Below are 26,183 nucleotides of genomic sequence, written 5' to 3'. Positions count from 1 at the left end.
TGGCGGATCAGGCGCCGCGGAGGCGCTCGGCGAGGTAGCCCTCGAGGGCGTCGAGAGCGATGCGCTCCTGGGCCATCGTGTCGCGGTCACGCACGGTGACGGCGTCGTCGTCGAGGGAGTCGAAGTCGATCGTCACGCAGTACGGCGTGCCGATCTCGTCCTGGCGACGGTAGCGGCGACCGATCGCGCCGGCGTCGTCGAAATCGACGTTCCACCCCCGCGCCCGCAGGCGGTCGGCCACGTCGCGGGCCAGCGGCGACAGCCGCTCGTTGCGCGACAGCGGCAAGACGCCGACCTTCACCGGGGCCAGCCGCGGGTCGAGCGCGAGCACCGTGCGGGTGTCGGTTCCTCCCTTGGCGTTGGGCACCTCTTCCTCCCGATACGAGTCGACGAGGAACGCCATCATCGAACGGGTCAGGCCGAACGACGGCTCGATCACGTAGGGGACGTATTTCTCTCCCGAGGCCTGGTCGAAGTAGGTCAGCGACTGTCCGGACGCCTCGATGTGGCTCGACAGGTCGAAGTCGGTGCGGTTGGCGACTCCCATGAGCTCGCCCCACTCCTTGCCGGGGAACCCGAACCGGTACTCGAAGTCGATCGTCCCCGCCGAGTAGTGGGCGCGTTCGTCCTCCGGCACGTCGAACTGACGCATGTTGGCCGGGTCGATGCCGAGGTCGACGAACCAGTCCCAGCACGCCTGCACCCAGTGGTGGAACCACTGCTCGGCCTCGGCCGGCGGCGTGAAGAACTCGATCTCCATCTGCTCGAACTCCCGCGTGCGGAAGATGAAGTTGCCGGGCGTGATCTCGTTGCGGAACGCCTTGCCGACCTGGCCGATGCCGAACGGCGGCTTCTTGCGCGACGCGGTGAGGACGTTGGAGAAGTTGACGAAAATGCCCTGCGCGGTCTCGGGGCGCAGGAAATACAGGCCCGACTCGTCGTCGACGACACCGAGATACGTCTTGACGAGACCCGAGAACGCCTTCGGTTCGGTGTAGTGCCCCTTCGTGCCACAGTTCGGGCAGGGCACGTCGGCGAGGCCGTTCTCGGCGGCACGACCCTTCCGCGACTCGAAGTCCTCGATCAGGGTGTCGGCGCGGAAGCGCTTGTGACAGTGGAGGCACTCCACGAGCGGATCGGTGAAGGTCGCGACGTGACCCGACGCCTCCCACACACGCTTCGGGAGGATCACCGACGAGTCGAGTCCGACCATGTCGCCGCGTCCGCGTACGAACGTCTGCCACCACTGCCGCCGGATGTTCTCCTTGAGCTCGGTCCCCAAGGGACCGTAGTCCCACGCCGACCGCGATCCGCCGTAGATCTCACCGGCTTGGAACACGAAACCGCGGTGACGGGCGAGGGCGATGACTTTGTCGAGACGGGACTGCTCGGCCACAGGTGGCTCCAAATGGTCGGGGGTTCGCGGAGGCGAAAAAAGACGGATGCCGGGAGTACCGGCATCCGTCCAGTCTAGTCGCGGGCGCTGGCCCGAAACGGTCGTCCCGTCAGCTGAGGAACTTGATCGTCAGCGGGTAGCTGTACCACTCGCCACGGTTCGCCTTGACGGCCGCGATGATCGAGAACACGATCGCGAGAATGCCCGCCGCGATGAGGATGAAGATCCCGATGATGAGGATCGAGGTGATCGTTCCCACCAGGTACGCGATGAGCAGCGTCAGCTGGAAGTTCAGCGCCGTCGCGGTGTGCGCGCGCACGAACGGGCCGCGGTCCTTGAGGACGAGGTAGCCGATGAGCGCCGGCAGGAAGCTGAAGAAGATGCCACCCACGTGCACGAGCGTCGCCCACAGCTTCTCGTCTGCGGGGTTCATGGGCTGCGGCGCCGCGTACTGCGGCGCGCCGTACTGCGGGGCACCGGGCTGAGGCGGACCGTACGACGGCTGGCCCTGCGGGGCGCCGAACGGCGGCTGTGCCGGCGGGACGGGAGGCTGCTGCGGGGGCTCGGAAGGAGTGGTCACGGCTCCAGCATAGAACCGCACCTCCGTGCGCGGCACCCCGGTTATCCCGAAATGACGCCGCGGGACGACCCGATCCGCCCCGAGACGACGGCGCCCGACACGATACGGTCGAAGGACCATTGCTTCGCCCCAGGAAGGAACACCGTGGGAGAACTGCTCGCAGCCGGAGGCGCATTCGTGCTGATCGGCATCGGCGTGGTCGCGCTGATCATCATCCTCATCATCCTGCTGATCGTCGTGCGCGCCTGGTACAAGGTCGCCAAGGCCGACCAGGCGCTGGTGGTCGTCGGAAAGAGCCAGAAGAGCGCGACCGGTGAATCGTCGCGCATCTCGGTGATCACCGGCGGCGGCGCGCTCGTGAACCCGCTCACGCAGCGGGCGGAGATGATCTCGCTGCGCGCCCGCCAGATCAAGATGGAGCCGACGGCCCAGGCCTCCAATGGCGTCACCGTCAACGTGAGCGGTGTCGCTCTCGTGAAGATCGGCTCGGATCCCGAGTTCGTGCGGCGTGCGGCCGAGCGTTTCCTGTCGCAGGACGGCGCGATCGAGCAGTTCACGACCGAGCAGCTCGAAGGCGCGCTGCGCGGTGTGGTGGCGACCCTCACCGTCGAGCAGCTCATGAAGGACCGGCAGAAGCTGTCGGACCAGATCGCCGAGGGCATCAAGAGCGACCTGCTGGCGCAGGGTCTCATCCTCGACTCCTTCCAGATCCAGGGGATCACGGACAAGAACGGCTACATCGACGCTCTCGGCGCCACCGAGGTCGAGCGCGTCCGTCGCGAGGCGGAGGTCGCCCGCATCAACGCGGCGCGTGAGGTGCGGGCGCGTCAGATCGCCACCGACGAACAGAACCTGGTGGAGCAGACGGCGTTCGACAAGAACTCCGCCGCCGCGGCCGCCGAGGTCGGGCGCGCACGGGCGGAGGCCGACCAGGCCGAGGCGCTCGCCCGCGCCGAGCGTGAGCAGGCCGTGCTCCTCCAGGCCGCCGAGAACAAGCAGGCCCAGCTCGACGCCGACATCAAGAAGGTCGCCGACGCCTCTCTCTACGAGCGGCAGCGCGCCGCCGACGCGCAGGCGTACGCGGAGGTCAAGGCCGCCGAAGCGCGGGCGCAGATCGCCGCACAGGAAGCCGAGGCCACTCGGCTGCGCGCTCAGGCCGAAGCCGATGCGGTGCGCCTGACCGGTGAGGCTCGCGCGCAGGCCATCGAGGCCGAGGCCGAGGCGCTCTCGCGTAACCAGGAGGCACTGCTGGCCCAGCGTGCGCTCGAGGCACTCGTGCCGATGATGACGGAGTTCGCCCGCGGCTTCGACAAGGTCGGCTCCATCACGGTGCTCGGCGGTGAGGGCGCCTCCCGCCACATCGCGGCCGAGTCGGCCTCCGGGATGCGCGCCACGTTCGACGCCGTGGAAGCGGCGACCGGGATCGATCTGCGCCAGATCATCCAGGGCCAGGCGACCGGTCGCGGCGTTGCGCAGGGCATGCAGCAGGAGGCGGCGCCGACGCGCTCGCGCTCCCGCGCGCAGAAGTCCCGTGACACGCAGCCGACGCAGGCGCAGGAGAGCGCGCAGGACCAGCAGAGCGCCGGAGGGTCCGACGCCGAGGCCGCCCTCGCGCGAGCCGAAGAGGCCGGCCGTCAGTTCGCCGCCGGGGGCGACACCCCCGCGTCCTGACGTCCTTTCCGCCCGCGACCCGCGTGCCCGCTCCGGCGGTCCGCGGGTCGTGGCGTTTCCGGCCCCATCCACTCCGGACCGGAGTCAGGCCCGTACGTCGAGCCGCTCCACGGTCGCCGCCTCCACCGCCGCGTGGTCGATTTCGATCCCCAGCCCGTCACCCGACGGCACCGTGACGAACCCGTCGTCGAGCGTGATCGGCTCCGCGACGATGTCGTGGCGGTAGAACCGCGACGACGCGGAGACGTCGCCCGGCAGGGTGAAGCCGGGCAGTGACGCGAGGGCGGCGTTCGCGGCGCGGCCGATGCCGGTCTCGAGCATGCCGCCGCACCACACCGGGACTCCCGCGGCGACGCAGCGGTCGTGGATGCGGCGGGCTTCGAGATAGCCGCCCACGCGACCAGCCTTGATGTTGATGATCGCGGCGGCCCCGAGGGCGAGCGCGTCGGCGGCCGCCTTGTCGGAGACGATCGACTCGTCGAGGCACACCGGCGTGCGCAGTCGCGCCGCCAGGCGTGCGTGATCGACGAGGTCGTCTTCCTGGAGGGGCTGCTCGATGAGGAGCAGGTCGTACGCGTCGAGCGCCGCGAGAGTATCGACGTCGTCGAGCGTGTAGGCCGAGTTGGCGTCGACCTGGAGTGCGATCTCGGGGAAGGCGGCGCGGACCGCCGCCGTGTCGGCGACGTCGCGACCCGGGGCGATCTTGATCTTGATCCGCCGATACCCCTCGCCGAGGTAGCCGCCGACGGCGTCGACGAGCGCAGCGGCATCGGCTTGGATACCCACCGAGACCCCCGCCGGGATCCGGGGCACCACACCGCCGAGGAACCCCGCCAACGAGCGCCCGGCCCTGCGGAGCGACGCATCCAGCACGGCGAGCTCCAACCCGGCCTTCACCATCCGGTGTCCCACGAACGGCGCAAGGACGTTCGCGACCCGCTGCGGCGTGAGTCGCCGTTGCGCCAAGAGCGCGGGAACGAGGAACCGTCGCGCGACGTCCCAGGCGCCGCCCGTGTACTCCGACGAATACAACGGCGCGTGCTGGGTGACGATCTCTCCCCACCCGTCGCCCGCCGAGGTCCGCACACGCACGACGATGACCTCGCGCACCGTCTCGGTGCCGAACGACGTCGTGAACGGCTGGACGAGGGGAAGGTGGAGCACCCGGAGCTCCACGCTCTCGATGTCGATGCTCGGAAGAGCGGCCAGCACGCCACCCTCGCCCTCTTCGCGTGCGCTCACGCGTGCAGGTCGGCGTGGAAGGACACCTCGGCCGCCGGCACGACCTGACCGCTGGTCTGCGCGCCGCGCGCGAACGTCCAGTAGAGGTTGGCGTAGGCGATCGCCTGCTCGGGGCTGATCGGGCTGCCCCACTCCCGGAGGTCTTCGGTCGTGTGCGCGTCGGCGACGAGGGTGACGTCGTAGCCACGGGTGAGCGCGCCGTGCAGCGTCGCTCGGATACACGCGTCGGTCTGGGCGCCGGTGACCACGAGGCGTCCGACGCCGCGCTCGGCCAGTCGCTCTTCGAGATCGGTGGCCTCGAATGAGTCGCCGAAGCGCTTGTCGACGCGAACCTCGCCCTCGGCGGGCTGCAGTTCGTCGACCAGCTGCCATGGTTCGGAGCCCTGCTCGAGCTCGGCGTGATCCTGCACCCACACGACGGGCGCACCGTCGGCTCGGGCACGCTCGACGAGGTCGGCGATGGTTCGTGTCACCCGATCCACCTCGTGATTGCCGGACACGACGCCCCGCTGCATGTCGATGACGACGAGAGCCGTCTGGTCCCGATCCGAAAAGCCGCTCATAAGAGCCTCCCTGCTCACGGCTCAGCCTGCCATGCCCCTCGGACATACGACAGGCACGGTGCCGGCGGACGCCCGCCCGCACGCGACCCTCAGCGCAGCCCGCGCGTGAGCACGCCGTCGCGCTGCGGCACGTACGTCGCGCGCCGCGGGGCCTCGGCCCGCAGGAACGACAATCGCCGCGCGAAGCTTTCCCACAGGTGCCGCATGGCGCCCCCTCTCCCCTGTTCCTCATGAGGAGAGACGCGCTCACCGCCCATCTATGACGCGAGTCCCGTACCCCTCTTCAGAAGGAGGCCAGCCCGTGTCCGCTGGAGACACGGCGCCAAGTGACGCGTGACGTGATTCGCGAGCCCCATCGCTCGACTCATCCCCGGTGGGTGCGGGGTGGGACATTAGGCTGGCCGGCATGAGGCGAGAGTGGGCGGCGGTGGCGGGGCTGGCCGTGGTGCTGTCGTTGTCGGGGTGTGCGGCAGCCCCCCAGGGTGATGCCCTCTATCGGGATGGCGAGAAGCGGTTCCTCGAGACGGCGACACGGCTGCACACGGTACTGATGGGCATTCACGAGGGGGTGTGGACGGTCGACGAGTACGGGGCGATTCCGCACAGCTGCACCATGGGCTTCGGCGGACCGTACGGTTATGCGTTCTCGTATCGGAGGTCGGTGGAGCTGCCGGAGATGGATGCGGCGCAGGTGGGTGCCGCGACGGTGGCGGCGTTCGGCGAGGCGGGTCTCGAGGTGGCACCGATCACCTCCGGGACGGGGTCGCAGGAGGACTGGACCGTGATCGCCGACGACGAGACCGTGGGCAACGTCGTCGCCACGATCCGTCCGAGCGAGGGGCGGGTCGAGGTGTCGGTGGACACACCGTGCACCCTCGGCGATGCGGGAGACCTCAGTGCGATGGTCTCCGCGGAGGATGAGCGGGGCAACGACACCCTGACGTGGCGATATCTGCCCGCGACGGAGGGCCCGGGCTCCGTGCCGCAGTTCTACTTCCCACCCGGCAGTCCGGCATACGTCACCGAGGACGGGACGTTGGTGGAACCACAGCCGAACGTGACGGAACCGCCGAAGGCTCCCTACGGCGACTGAGTCGCTCGAGAGCTCACCGGGAAAGCACGAACGCGTCGGGGTCGTCGCTGCGCGGCGGCCGCAACCGCACCGGAAGGGGCCACGGCAGTTCCCATACGCGGGCGGGGAGGTCGATCGCGCCGAAGTCTTCGGCCTTCACGACGATTCGTTCCGGCGTCACCTCGACCAGCCGCACCCGGAGCGGACGTTCCCCTTCCCCCTCCAGCATCCAGGGGTCGGCGAGGTAGGCGATCCCTCGCTCCTCCAGGGCGGCCTCGACGTCCAGCCATTCGGCGGGGTCCCCGACGACGCGCCCCAGGAGGTCGATCCCCTGCCAGAGATCGCCGGCCGGGCGGATCCATCCCACGAGCTCGCCGTCTTCGCGACGGTGCGCCGTGCCCGGAGCGGTCACGGGAGCTCCGCGAAGGCGCGCACGGGGAACGTGCCGAATCCCTCGACGGCGGGAGGCGCGGCAGTGAATCGGGCGCCCCGGGAGGGGAGCGACGCCAGGCCCGTGAGGTGCTCGACGACGTGGATGCCCGCGCCCAAGAGGTCGGAGTGCGCGGGGCGGGCCCGTCCGCCTTCGGTGTCGTCGATGTTGAGGGCGTCGATGCCGACGAGCAGGGCGCCCGAGGAGACCAGAAGGGCGACGGCGTCGTTCGCGAGGTAGGGCGAGCCCACACCGTACTGCGGGGTGCCGAAGTGTCGGTCCCACCCGGTGTGCAGGAGTACGGCTGCTCCCCGCAGGTCACGGCCGTCGAGGTCCGCGGCGCGGATGTCGCGGCGGTCCAGCGTCGTGAGGTCGAAGACCTCGGCGGGGAGCCCCACGAGGGTGGCGAGGTCGAGCTGCGCGAGATCGGCGCCGTCCGGGTAGCGATGGAACGGGGAGTCGAGGTAGGTGCCGGTGTTCCCGATCATCGTGATGACGTCCATCGCAAACTCGGCCCCCGGTGCGTAGACCGCGCGGGACGCCTCGCGGGTGAGGTGCGGAGTGATCACGGGGGCGGGGAGGCCGGGGTAGGTGACGAGCCCCGCGCGGATGGGGTGGCTGAGGTCGATGACACGGCGCTCGGTCGAAGAAGCAGGCATGTCCGCCAGCGTACGGCCGCCGTGACCGACCGCCATCGCGCATGAACGCCGATCGGCAGGAATCCTGCGTCTCGAGGCGGACAGGGGAACGCGGAACGGGTCCTGCTCCGTCCGAGGATCAGGGTCGGACTGGTGACTTCCTCTGCCACCCGCCGCCGGCGCGAATCAAGATCGGCCGCGTAGGCGGTGAAGACACGAGCCTGAGGTAGCCGATTCCGGCAAGATGAAGGGATGCACCTGTGCTACCTCGACGACTCAGGCGATTCGAGACATGGCGTGACAATCACGGCGCTCATCATCGAGGACCGCAATTGGTCATCCACGCTGGATGCATGGCTGGAAGGACGCCGAGCCATCCACAGAGAGTTCGGCGTCCTCAAACACAGTGAGGTTCACGCCAGCGCGCTCTACAAGGGCCGAGGCCGCTACTGCGCTGACGAGACAGAGGGGAAGAAGTTTGGCAGATCCAAGCGCGATGCAGTCGGGCGTATCCTGCTGAGCAGTTTGTCCGCGGCCGATTTCACCGTGATGACGTTCGCAACTTCTGAAGTCTCCAAACCGATCGCGTACGCGCAGTCGATCGCACGTCTCGAGGACTGGGCCGCGAAGCGGGATACGTTCTTGATGATCTTCTACGACGGTCAACAGGGGCTCTCCAGCGGTGATCAGGAGGTGACGACGGAGCAGAGCAGGGAGTTGTGGGAGAGAGCAGTACGCGATGCGACACCGTACCGAGAGGCGCATCGGTCGCTCTCTATAGGCGATCGGCGCATTCTCGAAGATCCCGTCATGCAGGACAGCAAGTACAGCCAACTGATTCAGGCGGCAGACCTTATCGCTTATGGTGCATATCACAGCCATAAGCAAGATCACCCTGAGATTTGGGGAGATCAGTCAAGAGTGATGCCCGCCGCGATCATCGCGTACCGAAAGGTTGCTGCCCATTGGCCTACCGACTCGGATCGTGGGGTCATCTGGCTTGAGCGCTAACGCAAGAACCCCCGGCCTGGCCGGGGGTTCGCGGGATGCAAGACCCTCCGAACACCCACGAGGGGCGCATAGGGCCTTGCCCTGTTAGGGTACCAGCTTCCAGCCGCGCATGGCGATGGGTTGCACGATGGCCGCGGAGCCGGGAACGGCGGCGGGCATGGTCTGCACCGCGGATCAGGGTCGGACGAACAGATACCCGCGGTCGTCGTCGAAGCCGCCGACGACGAAGCCATCGGCTAGGAGACCCTGGAAGGCGTCCCGCACGCGGTAGCGCCACTCCCCCGCTTCGAGCGGATCGGTGCGGCGGAGCGCCTCGATGTCGTGGGGAACCGCGACGGCGGTGACGATCTCTTCCTCGCGCGGCGGGGCGGCGGGGGCGGCGAGCGCCCACGAGATCATGAGGCGGTCGGACTCGTCTCCGCGATTGACGCCGTCATCCATCGGCCCGTACTGATCGACGAGATACTCGGTGACCCTCGCCCCCAGCACCCGCAGATTGAAGTGCGCGTTGCGGGCGACGAGGGGGTCGAAGGTCCACGTGATGTGCCCCACGTCACGGGCGAACGCCCACGCCCGCTGATGCTGCTTGAGGAGGCGCCCGAGCCCCTGCGACCGGTACTCGGCGAGGACGCCGGTGATGTGCGAGTGCATCGAGCGTGCCGCGGGTGCGGCGAAGAAGGCGACGGAGGCCCCGATCATCCGGTCGCCATCGTAGAGACCGACCGCGTAGTTGCCGGAGTGGGCCAGCGCACGCAGGAGGTTCGCCGGCATCCCCGTGCGATCACCGCCCCAGACCGCCGAAAGCACCTCGGTCGCCGCGAACACCTCCTCGACCGTCTCGAGAGGTCGGATGTCGATGCCGGGCTGGTCGCCGCCACCGGCCGAGTCGGCGGCCTCCGCGGAGAGACGGGATACGGCGTCGGCATCGGGGAGTTCGGCCATGTCAGCACCCTACGCGCCCGCGGAGTCGGTCGCTTCTCGGGCCCGACCATCCGCGGCACCCCCGACCGCGGTCAGGCGCACCGCCATGAACTCCCGCGCCGGAAGGTCCACTCGCACGGAACCCGCGTGCTCCCCCGGAACGGCGGTGACGGTCATGTTCCACGTGTCGATCACCTCCGCCCGCCACGTGCCTTCCGGCAGCACGAAGGTGCGGAACGACGACCGCCCGCCGCCGAAGTAGGCGAGAAGGAAGGTCCCGGCCACCCCTCCCACCGGCAGATCCCACTCCGAGGGGAGCGGATCGATCGCCCCACCCGGCGCGGATCCCACGATCTCATCGAGGAAGGCGAGGCGCGGCGCACTGTCGCCGCGAAGCCGCCCGCCCTTGGACCACCACAGCACCTCGTCGGGCGAGCGGTAGGTCTCGCCGTGCCCGACGTACCCGCCCCGCACCGCTCCCTCCCAGGCGCGGCGGACGAGCTCCTGCGCCGTGAGGTTCCCCCACCCGTGCTCGATGTCGCCCTCGTACCCGCACTCGTCGACCACGACCGGCTTGCCCCACTGCTCCCGCCACGCATCGACGTTCTCAGCGGTGCGGTAACGATCGATTCGCTGGGCGCTCACATGGGTGATCCACGGACGTGACTGGTCGTAGAACCGCAGACAATGGTGGATCGACGTCAGGTGCCCCCAGGGGTCTTCCTCGGCGACGATGGCCGCGATCCGCTCCCAGTCGGCGTCGGTCTTTCCCGGCATGAGGTCGAACCCGTTCGCGAGAGACCACCACACGTGCGGCCACGCCGCCAGCCTGCGAATGACGTAGCGGAGGTACCGCTCCTCGGTGAGCGGATCGAGTCGCGCGTAGCCCCAGCGATCGTACGGGTGGAGAAGGATCACGTCGGCCTGGACACCGAGCGCGGCGAGCTCGGCGACGCGATCGTCGAGCGCGCGGAAGAACGACACGTCGAAGCGCTGGAGATCCCAGCCGCCGTCGGCGGCGACCGGAAAGGCGTGGCGAGGCGGCTCCTGCTCGTTGTACGGGTACCACTTGGGGAACACGGTCATCCGGAGCTTGGTGAACGGGGTCGAGGCGAGCGTCTCGAGGGTCTGCGCGCGGAGGTCGTCGGATTGGTGGATCCACGCGTAGGCCGTCGTGCCCACGGGGCGATACCGCGCGCCGTCGGCCGTGCGGAAATGGAACCCGTCGACGCGCACGGGGCCGGGCCGCTCCCCGGCCACAACCTCGACGCTCCCCTCGATGCCGTCGAGCGCAGCAACGTTCGACGTCGTGCGATAGGTCCAGCCGCCCGGCTCGTCGAACACCGCCCGCACGAGGTGACGGCTCGCCCCGTCGGCGAACCCTCCCACCTCGACCACGCGCTCGCCGAGCTCCAGCCGCGCACGGAGGTCGACATCGAGGAACGGATTGCCGACCTCGGCGCCGGTGAGGACCAGTTCCCAGGGCTCCCACACCTCGACCGTCTCGGTGGCGTTCTCCGTCACGTTCTCGCCCTCCTGTCGTCGACGACGACCTCGACCGGTTCGTCGCCGAGTCGTCTCCTCTCGTCGATCCCGAACGCGCGGATGCGCACGCGGTCGTCCGTTCGGATGGCCGCGGTGCGCGGCGCCAGCCGGAATCGGGCCCGCAGCGAGCGGCCCTCCCACTCCAACCGGTCGACCACGACGCCGCCGCGGCACCGGATCCCCTCGATCGCCCCCGAATGCCACGCCGCGGGCAAGGCCGGAAGCAGATGCACCTCGCCGGGTTGAGACTGCACGAGCATCTCGATGACGACCGCGGGCAGCCCTCCGCAGGCGTCGACGTTGAAGATGGCATCGGCATCGTGGGTGGACACCGCATTCGGACGCCAGTGGTCGACCGCCATGCGCTCGACGCACTCGCGAGCGAGCTCGGCCTCGCCCAACCGAGCCGCCGCCAACCCGAGGCCGACGTAGCCGAACACCATCTCGAGGTTCCCCTCGGGCGGCGCGAAGGGACGGGAGGCGCGCCACGCGAGCTTGCGGCGGATCGTCTCCACGGCCGCGGCGCGTAGGGGCGGCGTCTCTGCCGCCTCGTCCTGCTCGTACCAGAAGGGGTAGAGCTGCGACACATGACGGTGGGCCAGGTTCTCCCCCACCCCGGGGGCGAGCCACTCGGCGAAGGTGCCATCGGCCGCGACGCGGTAGGGAGGAAGCTCTGCGCGCAGGCGTCGGCAGCGGGCGCGCGTCTCGGTGTCGTCGATCCCGAGGAGGTCGGCGAGCCGCTCGGTGAGACGGGCGGCATCGCGCACGATCGCGACGTCCATCGTCGCGTCGAGCGACAGCGGATGGTTGCGGCCGGCCGGAGTGTTCTCGGGCGAGTACGACGGGACGAGCCGCCGCCCACCCTCGACCGGCACGGCCGCGGTGTCGAAGAACGCCATCGTCTGCACCGCGAGGGGCCAGGCCTCCGCCCGCGCGAAGTCGAGGTCCCCGGTCGTGATGACGTAATCCCACGCGAGACGAAGCGCCCAGCCTCCGGCGCCGATCCAGAACGGGTGAGGGAAGGCCGGGATCAGGTGATTGGCGTGGCCGTGTGTGGAGAACCGAGCCGGGAGGAGCCACCCCGGCGCGCCGAAGACCCGCGCGGCATTGGCGGCGTAGTCGTCGTGGTGACGGGCCAGCGCATCGAAGTACGCGCGGATGAGCTCGGGGGTGCCGCCGGCCACGAGGGAGGCGATCGCGCCGTGCTGGACGTTGCCGTTCTGCGTGTAGTCGGCCGACCACGCGGGGCGGCTGCTTCCCTGCCAGAGGCCGACGAGTGTGGGCGGCAGCGCCCCGGACGACGAGATGATCGCGTGCCTCCCCGCCGCGAAGGCGAGCTCGATCGCCGCGCGCCGCGCCGATTCGTCGCCGGAGCGTGCCCGGCGGAGCAGTTCCTCCAGCGGGAGGTCCTCGGACACCCCGGAGCCCAGGTCGAGGCGGCTCCGGTCGAACAGCTCGGCATGCGGCGCGTGCACGCGCGGTCGCATCGGCGCCGCGTCGGTGGTCACCGCCACCTCCACCCGCACGCGCACGCGCTGCCCCGGCGGGAGGGTGATGCGGAGACCGGAACCCCGCACCTCCGTGACCGCCTCACCCTCGACCGTCGCGGAGATCGCTCCGCCGGTGGCGGCCCAGGGGCTGCGGGGCACCTCCGGGTCGAGGGTGGGCGCCACGCGCAGCCGGAGCGAACCGGGTGCGACCTCCGGCGCCTCTGCACGCACGGCATCGCCCCGATCGACGTGGGCCGGTGATCGCTCATCGGTGGAGACCGTCACAGGCGAGCCATCCGGGCCGTCGAGGGCGAGCAGCCCCGCGCCCCCGCCGTCGGCCCAGAGCTCCACCCACAGCACCCCGCCCTCCCGGTCGGGCGACACAGCGATCCCCGCCCGTTCCCCACCCTGCCGCCACGACACCTCGATGCGCCCGGAACGGAAGTCGCCGGTTCGCCGGTACTCGTGCGTCGCGGCTTCGGAATCGGGCGCGGGCGCGGGCGTCCAGGTGAGGCCGCCGAGGGGGAGAAAGGGGTCGGTCCACACCAGCCCCGCGTCACCGTCACGACGGATGGCGTCGTCGAACAGAGCATCCGCCTCGTCGTATCGGGCCGCGGTGAGCGCGTCGCGGAGCGCGCCGAGCACGGAATCGAAGCGCGGGGCCGGCCGCAGCGCGCTCCGCGGCACGAAGAACTCCTCGTGACACAGCTGGAGACGGTGACAGGCGGGATCCCCGAAGAGCACGCCGCCGACCGTCCCGGTGCCCACGACGAGCCCGTGCTCCCAGTCACGGGCTGCGTCCGTGCTGACGAAACGCGTGCGAGCGGTCATCGCTCGTCCTCCGCGCTAGAGCGATTCACGGGTCACCAGACTCGTGGGCAGGATCTGCACGCGCGGCGCGTCCTCCCCGCGGGTGGCGGCGAGCACCGCCTCCGCGGCCGCACGCCCCATCTCCTCCAGAGGCTGGCGGACGGTCGTCAACGGCGGGTCGGAGGTCGCGGCGATCAGCACGTCGTCGTATCCGATGAGCGCCACGTCTGTCGGCACGCGCCGGCCCGCCGCCTCCAGCACCGGCAAGGCGCCGGCCGCCATGAGATCCGACGAGGCGAAGACGCCGTCGAGGTGCGGGTCGCGCTGCAGGAGACGCGCCATGGCCGCGGCGCCGCCGTCCATCGTGAAGTCGCCGTGCGCCGACGCGCCGACGGCGATTCCCTGGGCCGCGAGCTCGTCGTGCCACCCGCGGGCGCGCTCGTTGGCGGGGAGCATGTCGCTCGGGCCGGTGATGATGCCGAGCCGGCGACGCCCGGCGCGCAGGAGCGCCTGAGCCGCCAGCGCGCCCCCGCCGCGATTGTCGGAGTCGACGACGAACGCGTTGGCAGCCAGCACGTCGCCGGGCTGCCCCACCCATGCGATCGGCACCGGGGAGTCGGCTAGGTCGTCCGCGAGATGGGTGATCTCGTGCTGCAGGATGACGATGGCTCCGTCCACCGCTCCCGAGCGGAGGAATCGCGGGATCCGGCGATGGTCCTCGGTCTCGGCGGGGAGGAGGACCGGTTGCACCTCGCCGGCCGAGAGCCCCATCGCGGCCCCCTTGAGGACCGCCGTGAAGAAGGTGCCCCGCAGACTGTCGAGCTCGTTGAGGGCCACCACGAGCCCGATCGCTCCGGCGCGCCCGCCCCGCAGGATCCGCGCGGCGTGATTGGTCTCGTAACCCAGCCGCGACGCCTCGCGCTCGACCGCTTCGGCCATGCGCCGGTCGACGGTGGTGGCGCCCGAGAGCACGCGCGCTGCGGTGGCGCGCGAGACTCCGGCGGCTCGTGCAACGTCGACGATCGTTGGTCGAGACATCTGTGGCTCCTTCACGACGGGCTCAGTCTAACCACGCCTCAGAGAACGATCCCTCACTGCGAGACGCGTCGTTTCGGGGCCCGCGACGACCCTCCCCTGCACAGATCCGCCGTGTCGGTTATTTTCGCGCAACTCTCTTGTCTGCCCCCAGGGCCCTGGCTAATCTGCGGGGCACGAGAGAACGATCTCTGCGCCCGCACCGACGCGCGGCGCCCGCAAGTTCCCCAGAGAAGAGGAATTGTCGTGAGATATCGCATGCCCGCCATCACTGTCGCCACCCTGGGCGTGGTCGCCCTCACCCTCACCGCCTGCAGCGGCGGAGGCGGTTCCCCGAAGGACGGCGACCCCAACGCACAGTTCGAGTTCTGGTCCTTCACCGGCATCGGGCAGAAGGACGCCGTCAACGCGTACCTCGAGAAGAAGCCCGACGCGAAGGTCAAGCTCAGCGAGGTGGGAAGCACCACCGAGACCGCCACCGCCCTGACGGCGGCGCTGGCCGGCGGAAAGGTCCCCGACCTGGTGCTCATCCAGGGCGACGACCTGCCGAAGTTCGTCGCCAACCCCGGCAACTTCATCGACCTGCGCACTCTCGGCGGCGACGACCTCGGCGAGGGCTACCTCGACTGGGCCGTGGACGCCTCGACGGCGGAGGACGGATCGTTCATCTGCCTCCCGACCGACGTCGGCGGGCTCGGGCTCGCCTACCGCGCCGACCTGTTCGAGAAGGCGGGCCTGCCCACCGACCCCGACGAGGTGGCCGCGGCATGGTCCACGTGGGACGACTTCATCGCCCTCGGAGAGAAGTACACCGAGGCCACGGGCGAGCCGTTCGTCGACAACGTCAGCACGACGATCTTCTTCGCCGCCGTCAACCAGGTGAGCCAGAAGTACTACTCCGCCGACGGCAAGACCATCTATGCGGACAACCCCGAGGTCAAGGACGCCTTCCAGGTGGGCGTCGACGCGTACGAGGCCGGCATCAGCGCGCACATCGACGCGTGGTCGACCGGATGGGGCCCCGGCAAGGCCAACGGCGCCTTCGCCGTGACGACCGCTCCCTCCTGGATCCTCAGCGGCCTGAAGAACGATGCACCCGACACCGCCGGCAAGTGGCGGGTCACCTCCCTCCCCGGCATCGGCGGCAACTGGGGCGGCAGCTGCCTGGCCATCCCGGCGCGCGCGAAGAACCCCGCCGGCGCCTGGCAGTACATCCAGACGATGCAGTCACCCGAGGGCCAGATCGAGCACTTCGAGCGCAGCGGCACCTTCCCCGCCGCCGATGCCGCCCTGGAAAGCGACGCAGTGAAGGGCTACACCGACGAGTTCTTCGGCGACTCCCCGATCGGGCGGGTCATCAGCGACTCGGTGCTCAACTTCAGCTCGTTCTACAACGGTCCGGACACGAGCGCGATCGGCGGCGCCTTCCTCAACGCCCTCATCGCGATGGAAGCAGGCAACACCGCTCCCGCCGACGCGTGGCAGACCGGCGTCGACGCCGCCGACCAGGCGGTCGCGGGCGGCTGAGTCCCCAGGGGCGGTCCGGTCACCGGGCCGCCCCTTCCTCCTTCCGTCGGGACGGGCGCGCGCCGGTCCCCACCATCCTGCGACCCCCGGAGGGCCACATGACCTCGACCGCCACTCAGACCGCGATCCCCGTTCAGAAGGGCCGGCGAAAGCGACCGCCGTCGACGCGCATCCGGGAGTCGCGCCTGGAACGGCTGGCTCCCTATGGCTATGTCGCCCCGTTCTTCGTCATCTTCTTCGTCTTCGGGCTATTCCCGCTGCTGTTCACCTTCTACGTGGCGCTGTTCGACTGGAACCCCATCGGAGAGCAGACCTTCGTGGGCCTCGCCAACTTCGAGCGGCTCCTGCAAGATCCGCGGTTCTGGAACGCGTTCGTCAACACCTTCGGGATCTTCCTGCTCTCCACCATCCCCCAGCTCGCCCTCGCGCTCCTGCTGGCGCACCTCCTCAACCACGCGACGCTCAAGCTGGCGAACTTCTTCCGTATGGCGCTCCTCGTCCCGTACATCACCTCGGTGGCGGCGACCGCGATCGTGTTCGGCCAGATCTTCGACAAGAACTTCGGACTGGTCAACTGGTTCCTCGAGCTCATCGGGCAGGATCCCGTCAACTTCCTCGCTAGCCAGACCGGATCGTGGACCGTGATCTCGGCGATGGTGTTCTGGCGGTGGTTCGGCTACAACACCCTGCTGTACCTAGCGGGGCTCCAGGCGATCCCGCGCGAGATCTATGAAGCAGCCGCGGTGGACGGCGCCTCCGGCTGGCAGCAGTTCATCCACCTGACGATCCCCTCGCTCCGCCCGATCATCATCTTCACGGTCATCATGTCGACGATCGGCGGGCTCCAGATCTTCACCGAACCGCTCCTCGTGGCCCCCGAGACCGGCCTCACCTGCGGTGCGGCGCGGCAGTGCCAGACGCTCGCGCTGTTCCTCTACGAGCAGGGCTTCGGCCAGTTCGAGTTCGGCTACGGCTCGGCGATCGGCGTCGCGCTCTTCGTCATCGTCGTCATCGCCGCCCTCATCAACTTCTTCCTGTCCACCCGCACGCGAGGAGACCGCTGATGGCCGACACGCTCGACACCGCCACCCGACTCCCCGCCGCACCGCCGCTGGGCGGAAAGGGCCGCACACCGCGCCGCAGTCGCGGCCGCGCCGGGCGCGTGCACTGGCTCGTCTACCTCGCGCTGTGGATCGCGGTCATCATCAGCGTCTTCCCGCTGTACTACATGTTCGTCATCGCCTCGATCGGGGCGACGGCGGTCACCTCCTATCCGCCCAAGTTCCTGCCGGGCGGCAACTTCTTCGAGGTGGCGGCAAAGGTGTTCGACACCGTGCCGTTCATCAACTCGCTCCTGATCAGCGTGTACGTCTCCACGACGGTCGCCGTGGTGACCGCGATCCTCTGCGCGCTGGCGGGCTTCGCCTTCGCGAAGCTGCACTTCCCCGGCCGCGACGTGCTCTTCGTGATCGTGCTGCTCACCATGACCGTGCCCGCGCAGCTGTCGGTGATCCCGCAGTACCTGATCATCTCGTCGCTGGACTGGGTCGACACCCTCCAGGCGGTCATCGTCCCGGGACTCGCGAGCGCCTTCGGCATCTTCTGGATGCGCCAGCACATGGCCACGACCGTGACCGACGAGCTCATCCAGGCAGCGCGGATCGACGGGGCGAACTCGTGGCAGATCTTCTGGCGGATCGCGTTCCCCGTGGTGCGGCCGGCCGCGTTCGTGCTGGGCCTGATCACGTTCACCGCGGTGTGGAACGACTTCATGTGGCCCTTCATCGTCCTGAAGTCAGAAGAGCTGTTCACGGTGCAGATCGCGCTCAAGCAGCTGCAGGCCAACCGTCTCGTCGACGTGGCCCTCGCGATGGGCGGCTCGTTCATGGCGACACTGCCCCTGCTGATCGTCTTCTTCTTCGTAGGTCGGCGTATGGTGGCCGGCATCATGGACGGAGCGTTCAAGGGATGATCGCGTCCGCCTCCTGCCGTGCCGACCTCGAGAGGGCTCGCTGATGCCGATCCGGATCCTCGTCTGGGGTGAGAACCACCACGAGAAGCACCACGAGGTGCCGCAGCTGATCTATCCCGACACGATGCACGGCACGATCGCGGCGGGCCTGCGCCGCGTGCTCGGCGACGACGCCGTGGTGGAGACCGCGACCCTCGACGATCCCGAGCACGGTCTCACGGAGGAGCGGTTGGCGCAGACCGACGTGCTGTTCTGGTGGGGGCACATCCGCCACGACGCCGTCGCCGATGAGGTCGTGGACCGCGTGCACCGGCACGTGCTGGCGGGCATGGGATTCGTGCCGCTCCACTCGGCCCACTTCTCCAAGATCTTCATCCGGCTGATGGGCACCACGTGCTCGCTGCGCTGGCGTCAGGCGCAGGATCGGGAGCTCGTGTGGACGATCGATCCCACGCACCCGATCGCCGACGGCGTGCCCCAGCCGCTCGTGATCTCGGCGCAGGAAATGTACGGCGAGCCGTTCGACGTGCCGGCCCCCGACGAGCTCGTGTTCGTGTCGAACTTCTCCGGCGGCGAGGTGTTCCGCTCGGGCATGACCTATCGCCGTGGGCACGGACGGATCTTCTACTTCTCCCCCGGCGACCAGGACTACCCGGTGTACCACGATGCCGCGATCCAGCGCGTCTTGGCCAACGCCGCCCGGTGGGCGCATCAGGACCGACCGCGGACGCTGCCGCGCCTGGCGATGTACCAGGAGGGCGACTACGAGACGCCGCGCGAGTGGAACGGAGAGCCGCAGGAATGAGAGACGTCGTCCTCGTCGGCGCAGGCCCGATGGGCGAGGCCTGGATCGACACGGTCTCCCGCCGCGACGACGTGCGCCTGGCGGCCGTCGTCGACCTCCGCCCCGACGCCGCCCGCGATGCCCTCGGGCGACGCGGGATGGAGTTGCCCGTCTTCGCCTCCCTCGACGATGCCCTCGCGGCGGGGTCCGCCGACATCGTCCTCAACGTCACGATCCCCGCCGCGCACCTCGCCGTCAGCTCCACAGCCCTGCGGGCCGGCGTGCCCGTGCTGAGCGAGAAGCCGCTCACCGAGACCCTCGCGGAAGGGCTCGAGCTGACTGCCCTGAGCGAGCTGACCGGCACGCTCGTCGCCACGAGCCAGTCTCGGCGGTTCTCCCGCGGCATCATCGCCTTCCGCGACGCGCTCCGCCCCTACGGCGGTGCGGCCCAACTCTCGGCGAGGTTCTTCCAGAACCCGCGCTTCGGCGGCTTCCGCGACGAGATGGACAGCCCGCTCCTGCGCGACATGGCGATCCACACCTTCGACCAGGCGCGCTTTCTCCTCGACGACGAACCGACGCGGGTGTACTGCGAGGAGTTCTCGCCGCCGTGGAGCTGGTACCGGGGCGCCGCGGCCGCCGACGCCGTGTTCGGCTTCGCGGGCGGCGCGCGCTTCTCCTACTCGGGGAGCTGGTGCGCCGACGGCCTCATGACGTCGTGGAACGGCGACTGGCACGCGTCGGCGGCGGGCGGATCGGCGACGTGGGACGGCGAGACGACCGTGCGCGTGCAGGCGAGCGACGAGCCACGGACGGCGGAGCTCCCCGACGCCGCCGAGGGACTCGACGGAGCCCTCGACGAGTTCCTGACCGCGCTCGACGGCGGCGCTCCCCCCTCGGGAGAGGTACACGCGAACATCTGGAGCCTGGCCATGGTCGAAGGAGCCGTCGCCTCTTCCGCGACGGGCCGCCCCGTCGAGTTCGCGGAACTGTTCGCCGACGCCCACGCGCGCGCCGTCGCCGCCGCACCCTCGGAGGTCGCCGCGGTCTTGCGGGCATGGTCGGAGCCGGCGCCCCGACGCGCCTGACGCGTCGCCATCACCAGCAGGTACGACGTCGATCCGGCCTCCTGAGCCGCCCCGCAGTTCGCGTCTCAGATCAAGCTCGACACCAGCTGCTCGACGCGAACCTTGATGTCGTCGCGGACGGATCGGACGACCTCGATGGGCTGACCGGCAGGATCTGTCAGCAGCCAGTCTTCGTATCTCTTCCCGGGAAAGATCGGGCATGCGTCACCGCATCCCATCGTGATCACGACATCTGCCTGACGCACCGCGTCAGTCGTGAGGATCTGAGGAACAGCGCCGACGAGGTCGATACCTTCCTCCGCCATGACAGCGACAGCGGCCGGATTCACCGCATCGCCGGGCTCGCTGCCGGCAGAGAAGACGTCGATACGATCACCGGCGAGCGCGCGCAGATAGCCCGCGGCCATTTGCGATCGGCCCGCGTTGTGGACGCAGACGAACAGGACGGCGGGCTTGGTGATGTCGGTCATGAGTGCTCCTCCGGGATGGTCGTGGGTGGCCGGGCATCGGAGCCGGCGACGCGGGCCGGAGTCCGATGGAGAACGAGGGTGAATACCATCCCGGCGGCGGCGCCGCCGAGTTGGGCCAGGATGAACGGGACGATGGACCCGGGCGAGATCCCGGCGAAGGTGTCGGTGAACATACGGGCGATCGTGACAGCCGGGTTTGCGAACGACGTCGAACTCGTGAACCAGTACGCCGCACCGATGTACGCGCCGACGGCCGTTGCCGTCACGGGCAGCGTTGCCGTGCGGGCAAGCGTGAAGATCACCACGACCAAGCCAGCGGTGGCGACGAACTCACCCACGAGCTGACCAGGCGTCGACCGCGGGGTCTCGGAGAGTGCAGGCGAGACGTCGAACATGACGCTCGCAAGGACGGTGCCGGCAACGCCGCCGACGATCTGTGCGCCGATGTAGAAGACGACCTCGCTCGGCGGGAGCCCGGTGCCCCAACGGCGACCGAGCGCCCAGTCCACGAGCGAGACGACCGGGTTGAGGTGCCCTCCGGACACCGGCGCGAGCGTCACGATGAGCACCCCGAGGCCGAGGGCCGTCGCGATACTGTTCTCCAGGAGCTGCAGCCCGGCATCGTGGGGAGACAGCCGCTGAGCGGCGATCCCGGATCCGACGACGACGGCGACGAGCATTCCCGTTCCCACGAACTCCGCCGCCAGTCGTCGCGCGACGTGACGCCGCGCCCGTCGCGGCGCCGGGGAATCGATCGCCATGGGTCAAGCTGTCGCGTCGGCCGGGACGACGTCCAGGCGTTGCTGTACCGGCGACGCGCAACACCCATCGCGCGGCGAGACGGGGGCGGGCGCATCGAACGAACCCCTGCCGCCGCAGACGCCCGTCTCCGGCACCACGAGCGTGATCCGGCGCGCGGCTTCATGATCCCCCGAGAGCTCGGCCACAACGCTGCGCACCTGCTCGTAACCGGTGAGTGCAAGGAACGTCGGCGCACGACCGTATGACTTCGCCCCCACGGCGCCGATCACGACCACAGGCAACGCATCGTCCATGACGATCCTCTCCGCTTGCATCGACGGACATCGATGGAAAGACACTCGCCGATGCATCGACGAATGTCAATATGATGTGAGAAGATCGCCCCATGCCCGCTCAGCTGCCCCTGATCGCCTCCACAGAGGGCAACGTCTGCTGCGCGACGGTCACGGGAAGCGTGATCTCCGTGGCGGACGCAGAACGCACGGCGCGCACGTTCAAGGCCCTCGGTGATCCCACCCGCGTCCGACTCCTCTCGCTCATCGCCGCCGCCCCCCGCGGCGAGGCGTGCATCTGCGACCTCACCGATCCCGTGGGGCTCTCACAGCCGACGGTGTCGCACCATATGAAGCAGCTCGTCGACGCGGGTCTTGCCACCCGCGAGCAACGCGGCAAGTGGGCCTACTACCGCGTGGTCACGGATGCTCTCGACGCCGCCTCGCAAGCATTGCGGCCATGACGCTCGCCGTACGGGCCATGATCGCCGCGGACTGGCCGTACGTCGAGCCGATCTACCGCGAGGGGATCCTGAGCGGCAACGCCACGTTCGAGAGCGAGACTCCGACCTGGGAGCACTTCGACGAGGGGAAGCTCCGCGTCGGCAGGCTCGTCACCATCGATCCCACCGGGGCCGTGGTCGGATGGATCGCCGCCTCGCCCGTCTCCACGCGCCCGATGTATCGCGGCGTCGTGGAGCATTCCCTCTACGTCGCCGCCAGCGCGCGGGGTCACGGCGTCGGCGCAGCGCTCCTGGACGCTTTCCTGAGCGACGTGGACGCCGCGGGAATCTGGACCGTCCAGTCGAGCATCTTCCCCGAGAACGCGGCGAGCATCCGCCTTCATGAGCGGGCCGGGTTTCGCCGTGTCGGGCACCGCGAGCGGATCGCCTACATGAACCATGGCCCGTGGGCGGGCACCTGGCGCGACACCATCCTCGTCGAGCGCCGCCGACGCTGAGCCACGCGCGACTCTCCCGCCCCGACGGAGCCTCCGTACGCTGATGGTGTGCCCGTCTCTTGGCAAAGCGACCTCGCTGAGGAGGAACGGCGACCCGAGGCGCTACGCCTCCGCGCGTTCCGGCTCACTCGATGTGTACTGGAGCGCAAGCGCCAAGAAGAACTGCGCGGTCCACACCGCGGTGGGCTCCACGCGCGGCGTGAAGCTCCAGCGTTACGTCGGCATTCAAGTGGCCGGCCAGACGACGTGGTCACAGGACCGGGGAGCGTACGCCTCCTACGCAGGGCCGGTGTACACGACCGCACAGCGGTCGGGTCAGTGCATCAACGTCCAGGCTCACGTCTACGAGACGTCGGCGTCGGGGGGACTTCGCTCGGTCGCAGGGACCGCCCGTTTCCGCGTCCACTGCGGCTGAGACCCGCGCCGACCCAGTGACCCCGCCGCGGGTCTCAGTCGAAGGCGATCAGGCGCACCCCGTGAGCGGGCACAGTGAGCGGGACCGCCGCGCCCTCTATCGGGAGCTCCTCGCCCGTCCACACGTCCTCCGCACGCGCGGCGTCGGCGAGCCCGAGACCCGCGAGGTGCGCCCGGTAGTCCCGCGGTTCGTCTCCGAGCCAGAAGACGGCACGGAACGCCCGGCCCGCCACCGAGGCCTCCCACACGACGAGGTCACCGTCGCGCACGATCTCACGGCTGCCCTCGCCGCCCAGGAGCGAGAGGACGGTGTCGTTCGTCAGGAGCGCGAGCGTGTCGTCCGGGGTGTCGGGAAGATGACCGCCGAACATGAGCGGCGAGCGCAAGAGGCACCACAGCGTCAGGAGGGTGCGCTGTTCGTCGAGCGTGAAGCGGCTCAGCCGGTCTCCGCCGACGTGCGCGCGGATGCCGATGCGCCCGAGCGGAAGCATGTCGGCGTCGGCCCAGGCCCCCGGGCGTTGGTGCGGCGCCCAGCGCGCCGCACGCTGGAACTGTTCGCGCAGCTGCGCCCAGTCGTCCCAGAAATCGTCGGAGATGCGCCACATCTGTGCCACGTCGCGGAACTCTTCGAGGTGCGCGAGGGAGAGTTCCCGCCCCGGAGACAGCGAGAGGACCATCGGCCGTCCGCTCCGGTCGATGGCACGTGAGACGGCGGCGATCTCCGCGGACTCGACCGGCGGATAGAGCACGTCGTCGAGCTTGACGAAGTCCACGCCCCACTCGGCGAGGAGGGCCATCAGCGAGTCGTAGTACTCCTGTCCTCCCGGGCGGGTCACATCGACCCCCACGTTGTCGGGGTTCCACGGGCACAGCCGGGTCTCGTCGGCGATGTCGGCGCAGGTCACCTCCGTCCCGAGCACAGGAAGAGCCCGCTCGACGGCACGACGCGGCACGCCCCGCATGAGGTGCACGCCGAAGCGCAGCCCGAGGGCGTGGACACGGTCGGCGAGGGGCCGGAAGGAGCCGCCCGCCGCCGAGGGGAACCGGCCCGGCGCCGGCAGCGGCCGCCCCCAGTCGTCCAGGACGGCGTCGGACGCCTCGCGGTAGTCGTGGGTACCGGGGTCCGGCTCGTACCACTGGATGTCGACCACGACGGTGTTCCAGCCGTAGCCCCGGAGGTTGTCGGCGAGGTACTCCGCGTTGGCGAGCACCTCCGCCTCGGTGACCGATCCGCCGAAGCAGTCCCAGCTGTTCCACCCCATCGGCGGACGCTCCGCCCGCACCCGCCGTTCCGGATTCATCCCGGTCGGGTGCGCCGAGGCGGTCTCGGACGCGCTCATGCGTCGCCTCCCACCGCGGCGGCGCGGACGAGCAGCGCCCGATCGGGGGCGAAGAGCGGAATCTCGAGGCCCAAGGCGGCGAGCGCGCTGCCGGAGAACACCGGACCGGTGGCGTCGGAGCCGAGCGCGGGCGCGGCATCGGCCCAGGCGGGCCGGTAGTCCGACGGACCGAGCCACGACGGAAGCGCCGCCTCGATGCGATACGACGTGCGCGGAGACAAGCCCGTCAGCCGCACCCGTGCGGAGGTGTCGGCCGAGTGCGGCGGGGTGACGATGGAGTACAGCGCGTCGGAGGCATCGGGTGCCACGACGCCCCGCAGCGACGCGAGCCCGTCGTCGGTGACGACCCTCCCCTGCTGGATCAGGCCGCGGAACCGTCGGTAGAGCGCCACCCAGCGCTGCAGCTGCGCTCGCTCCTCGTCGCTCACGGCCCGCACGTCGAGCTCGAAGCCGAAATGGCCGAGGAAGGCGATGGCGCACCGCGTGTGGAGGTCGTGATGCCGGCCGGTGGCATGCGAGGGAGACGAGGCGACGTGCGACCCCAGCATCTCGGGTGGCACGAGAAGCCCCGTCCACCGGAGAATGCGCGCGCGGTCGAGCGCGTCGTGGTTGTCCGACGTGTGTACGCGGTCGGTGCGCGCGAGCACACCGAGGTCCACCCGTCCCCCGCCCGATGCGCACGACTCGATCTCGAGCTCGGGGTGCCGCTCGCGCAGCTCGTCCAGGAGCCGGTACAGCGCCCACGTCTGCTCGTGCACGGCGGGCGTGCCGGTGTGGGGGTGGCCGGCGGCGACGAGGTCGCGGTTGTGGTCCCACTTCAGATAGGCCACGCCGAGGTCGCGCACGAGCCCTCCGAGCGCCTCGAGGATGTGGGCGAACGCCTCGGGGTTGGTGAGATCCAGCACCTGCTGGAAGCGCGCCTCGGGCGGAAGCTCCGGCCGGGCCCGGAGGATCCAGTCGGGGTGGGCGCGGGCGAGGTCGGAGTCGGGGTTGATCATCTCGGGCTCCACCCAGAGGCCGAACTCCATCCCCGTGGCACGCACGTGGTCGGCGAGCGGGCCCATGCCCTCGGGCCAGATCTCGGGGTCGACGATCCAGTCGCCGAGGCCGCGATGATCGTCGCGGCGCCCGAGGAACCAGCCGTCGTCGACGACGAAACGCTCCACCCCGACCTCGGCGGCGGCCGTGGCCAGATCGATGAGGTCATCGGGTCGCAGGTCGAAGTAGACCGCCTCCCAGATGTTGAGCGTCACGGGGCGAGGCCGCGCCGCCGCGCGGTTCATACCGCGCACGTGCCGGTGGAAGCGCGACGACGCCGCGTCGAGACCGTTCCCGAAGCTGCCGTACACCCAGGGGGTGCGGTAGGCGTCCCCCGTCGCCAGCCGCACCTCGCCGGGGAGGAGCACCTCACCGCCGCGGAGCGCCAGCGTGCCGTCGGTGCGCTCCACCGCGTGGACGTGGTTTCCGCTGAAGCCGACGTGGAGCAGCCAGACCGCACCGGCGGGCCCGCTGAAGCCGGGCTCCCCCACCGCGATCACGCCCGTCGCGTCGAGCCCGGTGCGGCCGCGCCGCGACTCCCGCGCGTGGATACCCATCGCGACGGGATGACGCTGCGGCGCCCGTTCGAACGCCCATCGTCCGACGAAGTCGAGGATCTCGGTCGCCCGCGTCGGGACAGCGAGAAGGGGCGAGACCTCCAGCACGTCGAGGGGGTCCTCGCCGTCGCCGACATTGCGGACGACGGTACGCGTCCGGAGAAGTCCTTCGGGCGTGAGATCGATCTCTAGCTCGAGGTGGATCCCGGCCCACCGGTCGATCGCGCGCAGGACGACGAGGCCCTCCTCCGGCCCCGCGACCCGCTTCTGCACGACCGCCTCCGGAGCCAGCGGCTCACCGCCGAGCGAGAGGCTCTCGACCTCGAACGCCGGCGTCCACGCGACGCCCGCGCGGTGCACCGACAGTCCCGGGCGGCCGCCCCACCCCTCGGCGTGTTCCGGCAGAATCACGGCTCCAGGGCGGGAGAGGACGGCATCGGCGAGGCTCGCGAGCACGGCGTCGTCGGCGACGTCGATCCGCTCCCCCCAGTGACAGATCGCCGGCAGCGCGGCCCCGCGCTGGGCGATGACGACGGAGACTTCACCGGTGAAGACATGGACGATCCTTGCGGAAGGCATGCGTCCCAGTGTTGC

Annotated in this window: 26 protein-coding genes; 11 read left to right on the top strand and 15 right to left on the bottom strand. The window is 69.9% G+C overall.

What is annotated here, in order from left to right:
• Nucleotides 1–7 precede the first annotated feature (7 nt).
• Entirely contained in the window at nucleotides 8–1,396 is a 1,389-nt protein-coding gene (locus tag AVP41_RS14565) for a glycine--tRNA ligase (protein WP_067166207.1), read from the bottom strand.
• 109 nt (nucleotides 1,397–1,505) lie between these two features.
• A complete protein-coding gene (locus AVP41_RS14560) occupies nucleotides 1,506–1,976 on the bottom strand; it encodes a DUF4870 domain-containing protein (RefSeq protein ID WP_231902785.1) in 471 nt (156 codons plus the stop codon).
• Between the two features lie 177 nt (nucleotides 1,977–2,153).
• Between AVP41_RS14560 and AVP41_RS14555 the strand changes: the two genes are divergently transcribed.
• On the top strand, nucleotides 2,154–3,647 hold the full coding sequence (locus tag AVP41_RS14555) for an SPFH domain-containing protein (RefSeq protein WP_231902799.1): 1,494 nt from the start codon (nucleotides 2,154–2,156) through the stop codon (nucleotides 3,645–3,647).
• A gap of 84 nt (nucleotides 3,648–3,731) precedes the next feature.
• Here the strand turns inward: AVP41_RS14555 and menC are convergent, their stop codons facing one another.
• Nucleotides 3,732–4,838 carry an o-succinylbenzoate synthase gene (gene menC / locus AVP41_RS14550; protein WP_067167174.1) on the bottom strand — a complete coding sequence of 369 codons (1,107 nt, stop codon included), beginning with the start codon at nucleotides 4,836–4,838 and terminating at the stop codon, nucleotides 3,732–3,734.
• 47 nt (nucleotides 4,839–4,885) lie between these two features.
• Nucleotides 4,886–5,452, bottom strand: a complete 567-nt coding sequence (locus tag AVP41_RS14545; protein ID WP_067166204.1) for a cysteine hydrolase family protein — start codon at nucleotides 5,450–5,452, stop codon at nucleotides 4,886–4,888.
• Nucleotides 5,453–5,858: 406 nt separating this feature from the next.
• On the opposite strand from AVP41_RS14545, the gene AVP41_RS14540 reads away from it, so the two are divergent.
• The gene (locus AVP41_RS14540) at nucleotides 5,859–6,545 is read left to right on the top strand and encodes a hypothetical protein (RefSeq protein ID WP_157532527.1); all 687 of its coding nucleotides are present in this window, start codon (nucleotides 5,859–5,861) and stop codon (nucleotides 6,543–6,545) included.
• Between the two features lie 13 nt (nucleotides 6,546–6,558).
• Here the strand turns inward: AVP41_RS14540 and AVP41_RS14535 are convergent, their stop codons facing one another.
• Both AVP41_RS14535 and AVP41_RS14530 read right to left on the bottom strand, forming a co-directional pair.
• Nucleotides 6,559–6,936 (bottom strand): hypothetical protein, encoded by a 378-nt coding sequence (locus AVP41_RS14535; RefSeq protein ID WP_067166199.1) that lies wholly within the window; start codon nucleotides 6,934–6,936, stop codon nucleotides 6,559–6,561.
• Nucleotides 6,933–7,613, bottom strand: coding sequence for a cyclase family protein (locus AVP41_RS14530; protein ID WP_067167171.1), 681 nt, complete (start codon nucleotides 7,611–7,613; stop codon nucleotides 6,933–6,935). Before AVP41_RS14530 ends, AVP41_RS14535 begins: the two co-directional genes overlap by 4 nt.
• Before the next feature lie 231 nt (nucleotides 7,614–7,844).
• On the opposite strand from AVP41_RS14530, the gene AVP41_RS14525 reads away from it, so the two are divergent.
• On the top strand, nucleotides 7,845–8,603 hold the full coding sequence (locus AVP41_RS14525; protein WP_067166196.1) for a DUF3800 domain-containing protein: 759 nt from the start codon (nucleotides 7,845–7,847) through the stop codon (nucleotides 8,601–8,603).
• Nucleotides 8,604–8,777: 174 nt separating this feature from the next.
• Here AVP41_RS14525 and AVP41_RS14520 read toward each other — a convergent pair whose 3' ends face one another.
• Genes AVP41_RS14520 through AVP41_RS14505 form a run of 4 tightly spaced genes read right to left on the bottom strand, consistent with a single transcriptional unit; the run spans nucleotide 8,778 to nucleotide 14,407 of the window.
• Nucleotides 8,778–9,545 carry a GNAT family N-acetyltransferase gene (locus tag AVP41_RS14520; RefSeq protein WP_231902783.1) on the bottom strand — a complete coding sequence of 256 codons (768 nt, stop codon included), beginning with the start codon at nucleotides 9,543–9,545 and terminating at the stop codon, nucleotides 8,778–8,780.
• 9 nt (nucleotides 9,546–9,554) lie between these two features.
• Nucleotides 9,555–11,048: a DUF5605 domain-containing protein gene (locus tag AVP41_RS14515; RefSeq protein WP_082829275.1), complete on the bottom strand. Its 1,494-nt coding sequence runs from the start codon at nucleotides 11,046–11,048 to the stop codon at nucleotides 9,555–9,557.
• A complete protein-coding gene (locus AVP41_RS14510; RefSeq protein ID WP_067166193.1) occupies nucleotides 11,045–13,390 on the bottom strand; it encodes a glycosyl hydrolase family 95 catalytic domain-containing protein in 2,346 nt (781 codons plus the stop codon). Before AVP41_RS14510 ends, AVP41_RS14515 begins: the two co-directional genes overlap by 4 nt.
• A gap of 15 nt (nucleotides 13,391–13,405) precedes the next feature.
• Entirely contained in the window at nucleotides 13,406–14,407 is a 1,002-nt protein-coding gene (locus AVP41_RS14505; protein ID WP_082829274.1) for a LacI family DNA-binding transcriptional regulator, read from the bottom strand.
• Between the two features lie 255 nt (nucleotides 14,408–14,662).
• Here AVP41_RS14505 and AVP41_RS14500 point away from each other — a divergent pair, with 255 nt between their 5' ends.
• The 5 genes from AVP41_RS14500 to AVP41_RS14480 all read left to right on the top strand — a co-directional run bounded on the left by AVP41_RS14500 (nucleotide 14,663) and on the right by AVP41_RS14480 (nucleotide 19,775).
• The gene (locus AVP41_RS14500; RefSeq protein ID WP_067166188.1) at nucleotides 14,663–15,931 is read left to right on the top strand and encodes an ABC transporter substrate-binding protein; all 1,269 of its coding nucleotides are present in this window, start codon (nucleotides 14,663–14,665) and stop codon (nucleotides 15,929–15,931) included.
• Between the two features lie 98 nt (nucleotides 15,932–16,029).
• Complete coding sequence (locus AVP41_RS14495) at nucleotides 16,030–16,995, top strand: carbohydrate ABC transporter permease (RefSeq protein WP_067166185.1); 966 nt, start codon at nucleotides 16,030–16,032, stop codon at nucleotides 16,993–16,995.
• On the top strand, nucleotides 16,995–17,903 hold the full coding sequence (locus AVP41_RS14490) for a carbohydrate ABC transporter permease (protein ID WP_082829273.1): 909 nt from the start codon (nucleotides 16,995–16,997) through the stop codon (nucleotides 17,901–17,903). Before AVP41_RS14495 ends, AVP41_RS14490 begins: the two co-directional genes overlap by 1 nt.
• 43 nt (nucleotides 17,904–17,946) lie before the next feature.
• A complete protein-coding gene (locus tag AVP41_RS14485; protein WP_067166183.1) occupies nucleotides 17,947–18,708 on the top strand; it encodes a ThuA domain-containing protein in 762 nt (253 codons plus the stop codon).
• Nucleotides 18,705–19,775, top strand: coding sequence for a Gfo/Idh/MocA family protein (locus AVP41_RS14480; RefSeq protein ID WP_067166180.1), 1,071 nt, complete (start codon nucleotides 18,705–18,707; stop codon nucleotides 19,773–19,775). The genes AVP41_RS14485 and AVP41_RS14480 overlap by 4 nt, the downstream gene beginning before the upstream one ends.
• Before the next feature lie 65 nt (nucleotides 19,776–19,840).
• Here AVP41_RS14480 and AVP41_RS14475 read toward each other — a convergent pair whose 3' ends face one another.
• Genes AVP41_RS14475 through AVP41_RS14465 form a run of 3 tightly spaced genes read right to left on the bottom strand, consistent with a single transcriptional unit; the run spans nucleotide 19,841 to nucleotide 21,300 of the window.
• Complete coding sequence (locus tag AVP41_RS14475; RefSeq protein ID WP_067166177.1) at nucleotides 19,841–20,245, bottom strand: arsenate reductase ArsC; 405 nt, start codon at nucleotides 20,243–20,245, stop codon at nucleotides 19,841–19,843.
• A complete protein-coding gene (locus AVP41_RS14470) occupies nucleotides 20,242–21,006 on the bottom strand; it encodes an aquaporin (protein ID WP_067166175.1) in 765 nt (254 codons plus the stop codon). The genes AVP41_RS14475 and AVP41_RS14470 overlap by 4 nt, the downstream gene beginning before the upstream one ends.
• Nucleotides 21,007–21,009: 3 nt before the next feature.
• Nucleotides 21,010–21,300, bottom strand: a complete 291-nt coding sequence (locus AVP41_RS14465) for a hypothetical protein (protein WP_442922797.1) — start codon at nucleotides 21,298–21,300, stop codon at nucleotides 21,010–21,012.
• 92 nt (nucleotides 21,301–21,392) lie between these two features.
• Here AVP41_RS14465 and AVP41_RS14460 point away from each other — a divergent pair, with 92 nt between their 5' ends.
• The 3 genes from AVP41_RS14460 (at nucleotide 21,393) to AVP41_RS14450 (ending at nucleotide 22,655) form a co-directional block, all read left to right on the top strand.
• Entirely contained in the window at nucleotides 21,393–21,743 is a 351-nt protein-coding gene (locus AVP41_RS14460) for an ArsR/SmtB family transcription factor (RefSeq protein ID WP_231902782.1), read from the top strand.
• Entirely contained in the window at nucleotides 21,740–22,240 is a 501-nt protein-coding gene (locus tag AVP41_RS14455) for a GNAT family N-acetyltransferase (protein ID WP_067166170.1), read from the top strand. The genes AVP41_RS14460 and AVP41_RS14455 overlap by 4 nt, the downstream gene beginning before the upstream one ends.
• Nucleotides 22,241–22,373: 133 nt before the next feature.
• The gene (locus tag AVP41_RS14450; protein ID WP_067166168.1) at nucleotides 22,374–22,655 is read left to right on the top strand and encodes a hypothetical protein; all 282 of its coding nucleotides are present in this window, start codon (nucleotides 22,374–22,376) and stop codon (nucleotides 22,653–22,655) included.
• A 34-nt stretch (nucleotides 22,656–22,689) separates the two neighbouring features.
• Here the strand turns inward: AVP41_RS14450 and AVP41_RS14445 are convergent, their stop codons facing one another.
• Both AVP41_RS14445 and AVP41_RS14440 read right to left on the bottom strand, forming a co-directional pair.
• Complete coding sequence (locus AVP41_RS14445; RefSeq protein ID WP_231902781.1) at nucleotides 22,690–23,994, bottom strand: glycoside hydrolase family 27 protein; 1,305 nt, start codon at nucleotides 23,992–23,994, stop codon at nucleotides 22,690–22,692.
• On the bottom strand, nucleotides 23,991–26,168 hold the full coding sequence (locus tag AVP41_RS14440; protein ID WP_067166165.1) for an alpha-galactosidase: 2,178 nt from the start codon (nucleotides 26,166–26,168) through the stop codon (nucleotides 23,991–23,993). Before AVP41_RS14440 ends, AVP41_RS14445 begins: the two co-directional genes overlap by 4 nt.
• Between the last annotated feature and the right edge of the window lie 15 nt (nucleotides 26,169–26,183).

The organism is Microbacterium sp. TNHR37B (assembly GCF_001620065.1).
Taxonomy (GTDB): Bacteria; Actinomycetota; Actinomycetes; order Actinomycetales; family Microbacteriaceae; genus Microbacterium.
Note: the sequence above shows the minus strand (reverse complement) of the source record. Positions and strands in the feature narration are given on the sequence as shown.

Excerpts from the sequence above, each read along its gene's own strand:
- AVP41_RS14545 (WP_067166204.1), bottom strand. The coding sequence starts at position 5,452 with ATGAGCGGCTTTTCGGATCGGGACCAGACGGCTCTCGTCGTCATCGAC.
- AVP41_RS14540 (WP_157532527.1), top strand. The coding sequence starts at position 5,859 with ATGAGGCGAGAGTGGGCGGCGGTGGCGGGGCTGGCCGTGGTGCTGTCG.
- AVP41_RS14530 (WP_067167171.1), bottom strand. The coding sequence starts at position 7,613 with ATGCCTGCTTCTTCGACCGAGCGCCGTGTCATCGACCTCAGCCACCCC.
- AVP41_RS14525 (WP_067166196.1), top strand. The coding sequence starts at position 7,845 with ATGCACCTGTGCTACCTCGACGACTCAGGCGATTCGAGACATGGCGTG.
- AVP41_RS14520 (WP_231902783.1), bottom strand. The coding sequence starts at position 9,545 with ATGGCCGAACTCCCCGATGCCGACGCCGTATCCCGTCTCTCCGCGGAG.
- AVP41_RS14510 (WP_067166193.1), bottom strand. The coding sequence starts at position 13,390 with ATGACCGCTCGCACGCGTTTCGTCAGCACGGACGCAGCCCGTGACTGG.
- AVP41_RS14505 (WP_082829274.1), bottom strand. The coding sequence starts at position 14,407 with ATGTCTCGACCAACGATCGTCGACGTTGCACGAGCCGCCGGAGTCTCG.
- AVP41_RS14500 (WP_067166188.1), top strand. The coding sequence starts at position 14,663 with ATGCCCGCCATCACTGTCGCCACCCTGGGCGTGGTCGCCCTCACCCTC.
- AVP41_RS14495 (WP_067166185.1), top strand. The coding sequence starts at position 16,030 with ATGACCTCGACCGCCACTCAGACCGCGATCCCCGTTCAGAAGGGCCGG.
- AVP41_RS14490 (WP_082829273.1), top strand. The coding sequence starts at position 16,995 with ATGGCCGACACGCTCGACACCGCCACCCGACTCCCCGCCGCACCGCCG.
- AVP41_RS14485 (WP_067166183.1), top strand. The coding sequence starts at position 17,947 with ATGCCGATCCGGATCCTCGTCTGGGGTGAGAACCACCACGAGAAGCAC.
- AVP41_RS14480 (WP_067166180.1), top strand. The coding sequence starts at position 18,705 with ATGAGAGACGTCGTCCTCGTCGGCGCAGGCCCGATGGGCGAGGCCTGG.
- AVP41_RS14475 (WP_067166177.1), bottom strand. The coding sequence starts at position 20,245 with ATGACCGACATCACCAAGCCCGCCGTCCTGTTCGTCTGCGTCCACAAC.
- AVP41_RS14470 (WP_067166175.1), bottom strand. The coding sequence starts at position 21,006 with ATGGCGATCGATTCCCCGGCGCCGCGACGGGCGCGGCGTCACGTCGCG.
- AVP41_RS14465 (WP_442922797.1), bottom strand. The coding sequence starts at position 21,300 with ATGGACGATGCGTTGCCTGTGGTCGTGATCGGCGCCGTGGGGGCGAAG.
- AVP41_RS14460 (WP_231902782.1), top strand. The coding sequence starts at position 21,393 with ATGCCCGCTCAGCTGCCCCTGATCGCCTCCACAGAGGGCAACGTCTGC.
- AVP41_RS14455 (WP_067166170.1), top strand. The coding sequence starts at position 21,740 with ATGACGCTCGCCGTACGGGCCATGATCGCCGCGGACTGGCCGTACGTC.
- AVP41_RS14445 (WP_231902781.1), bottom strand. The coding sequence starts at position 23,994 with ATGAGCGCGTCCGAGACCGCCTCGGCGCACCCGACCGGGATGAATCCG.
- AVP41_RS14440 (WP_067166165.1), bottom strand. The coding sequence starts at position 26,168 with ATGCCTTCCGCAAGGATCGTCCATGTCTTCACCGGTGAAGTCTCCGTC.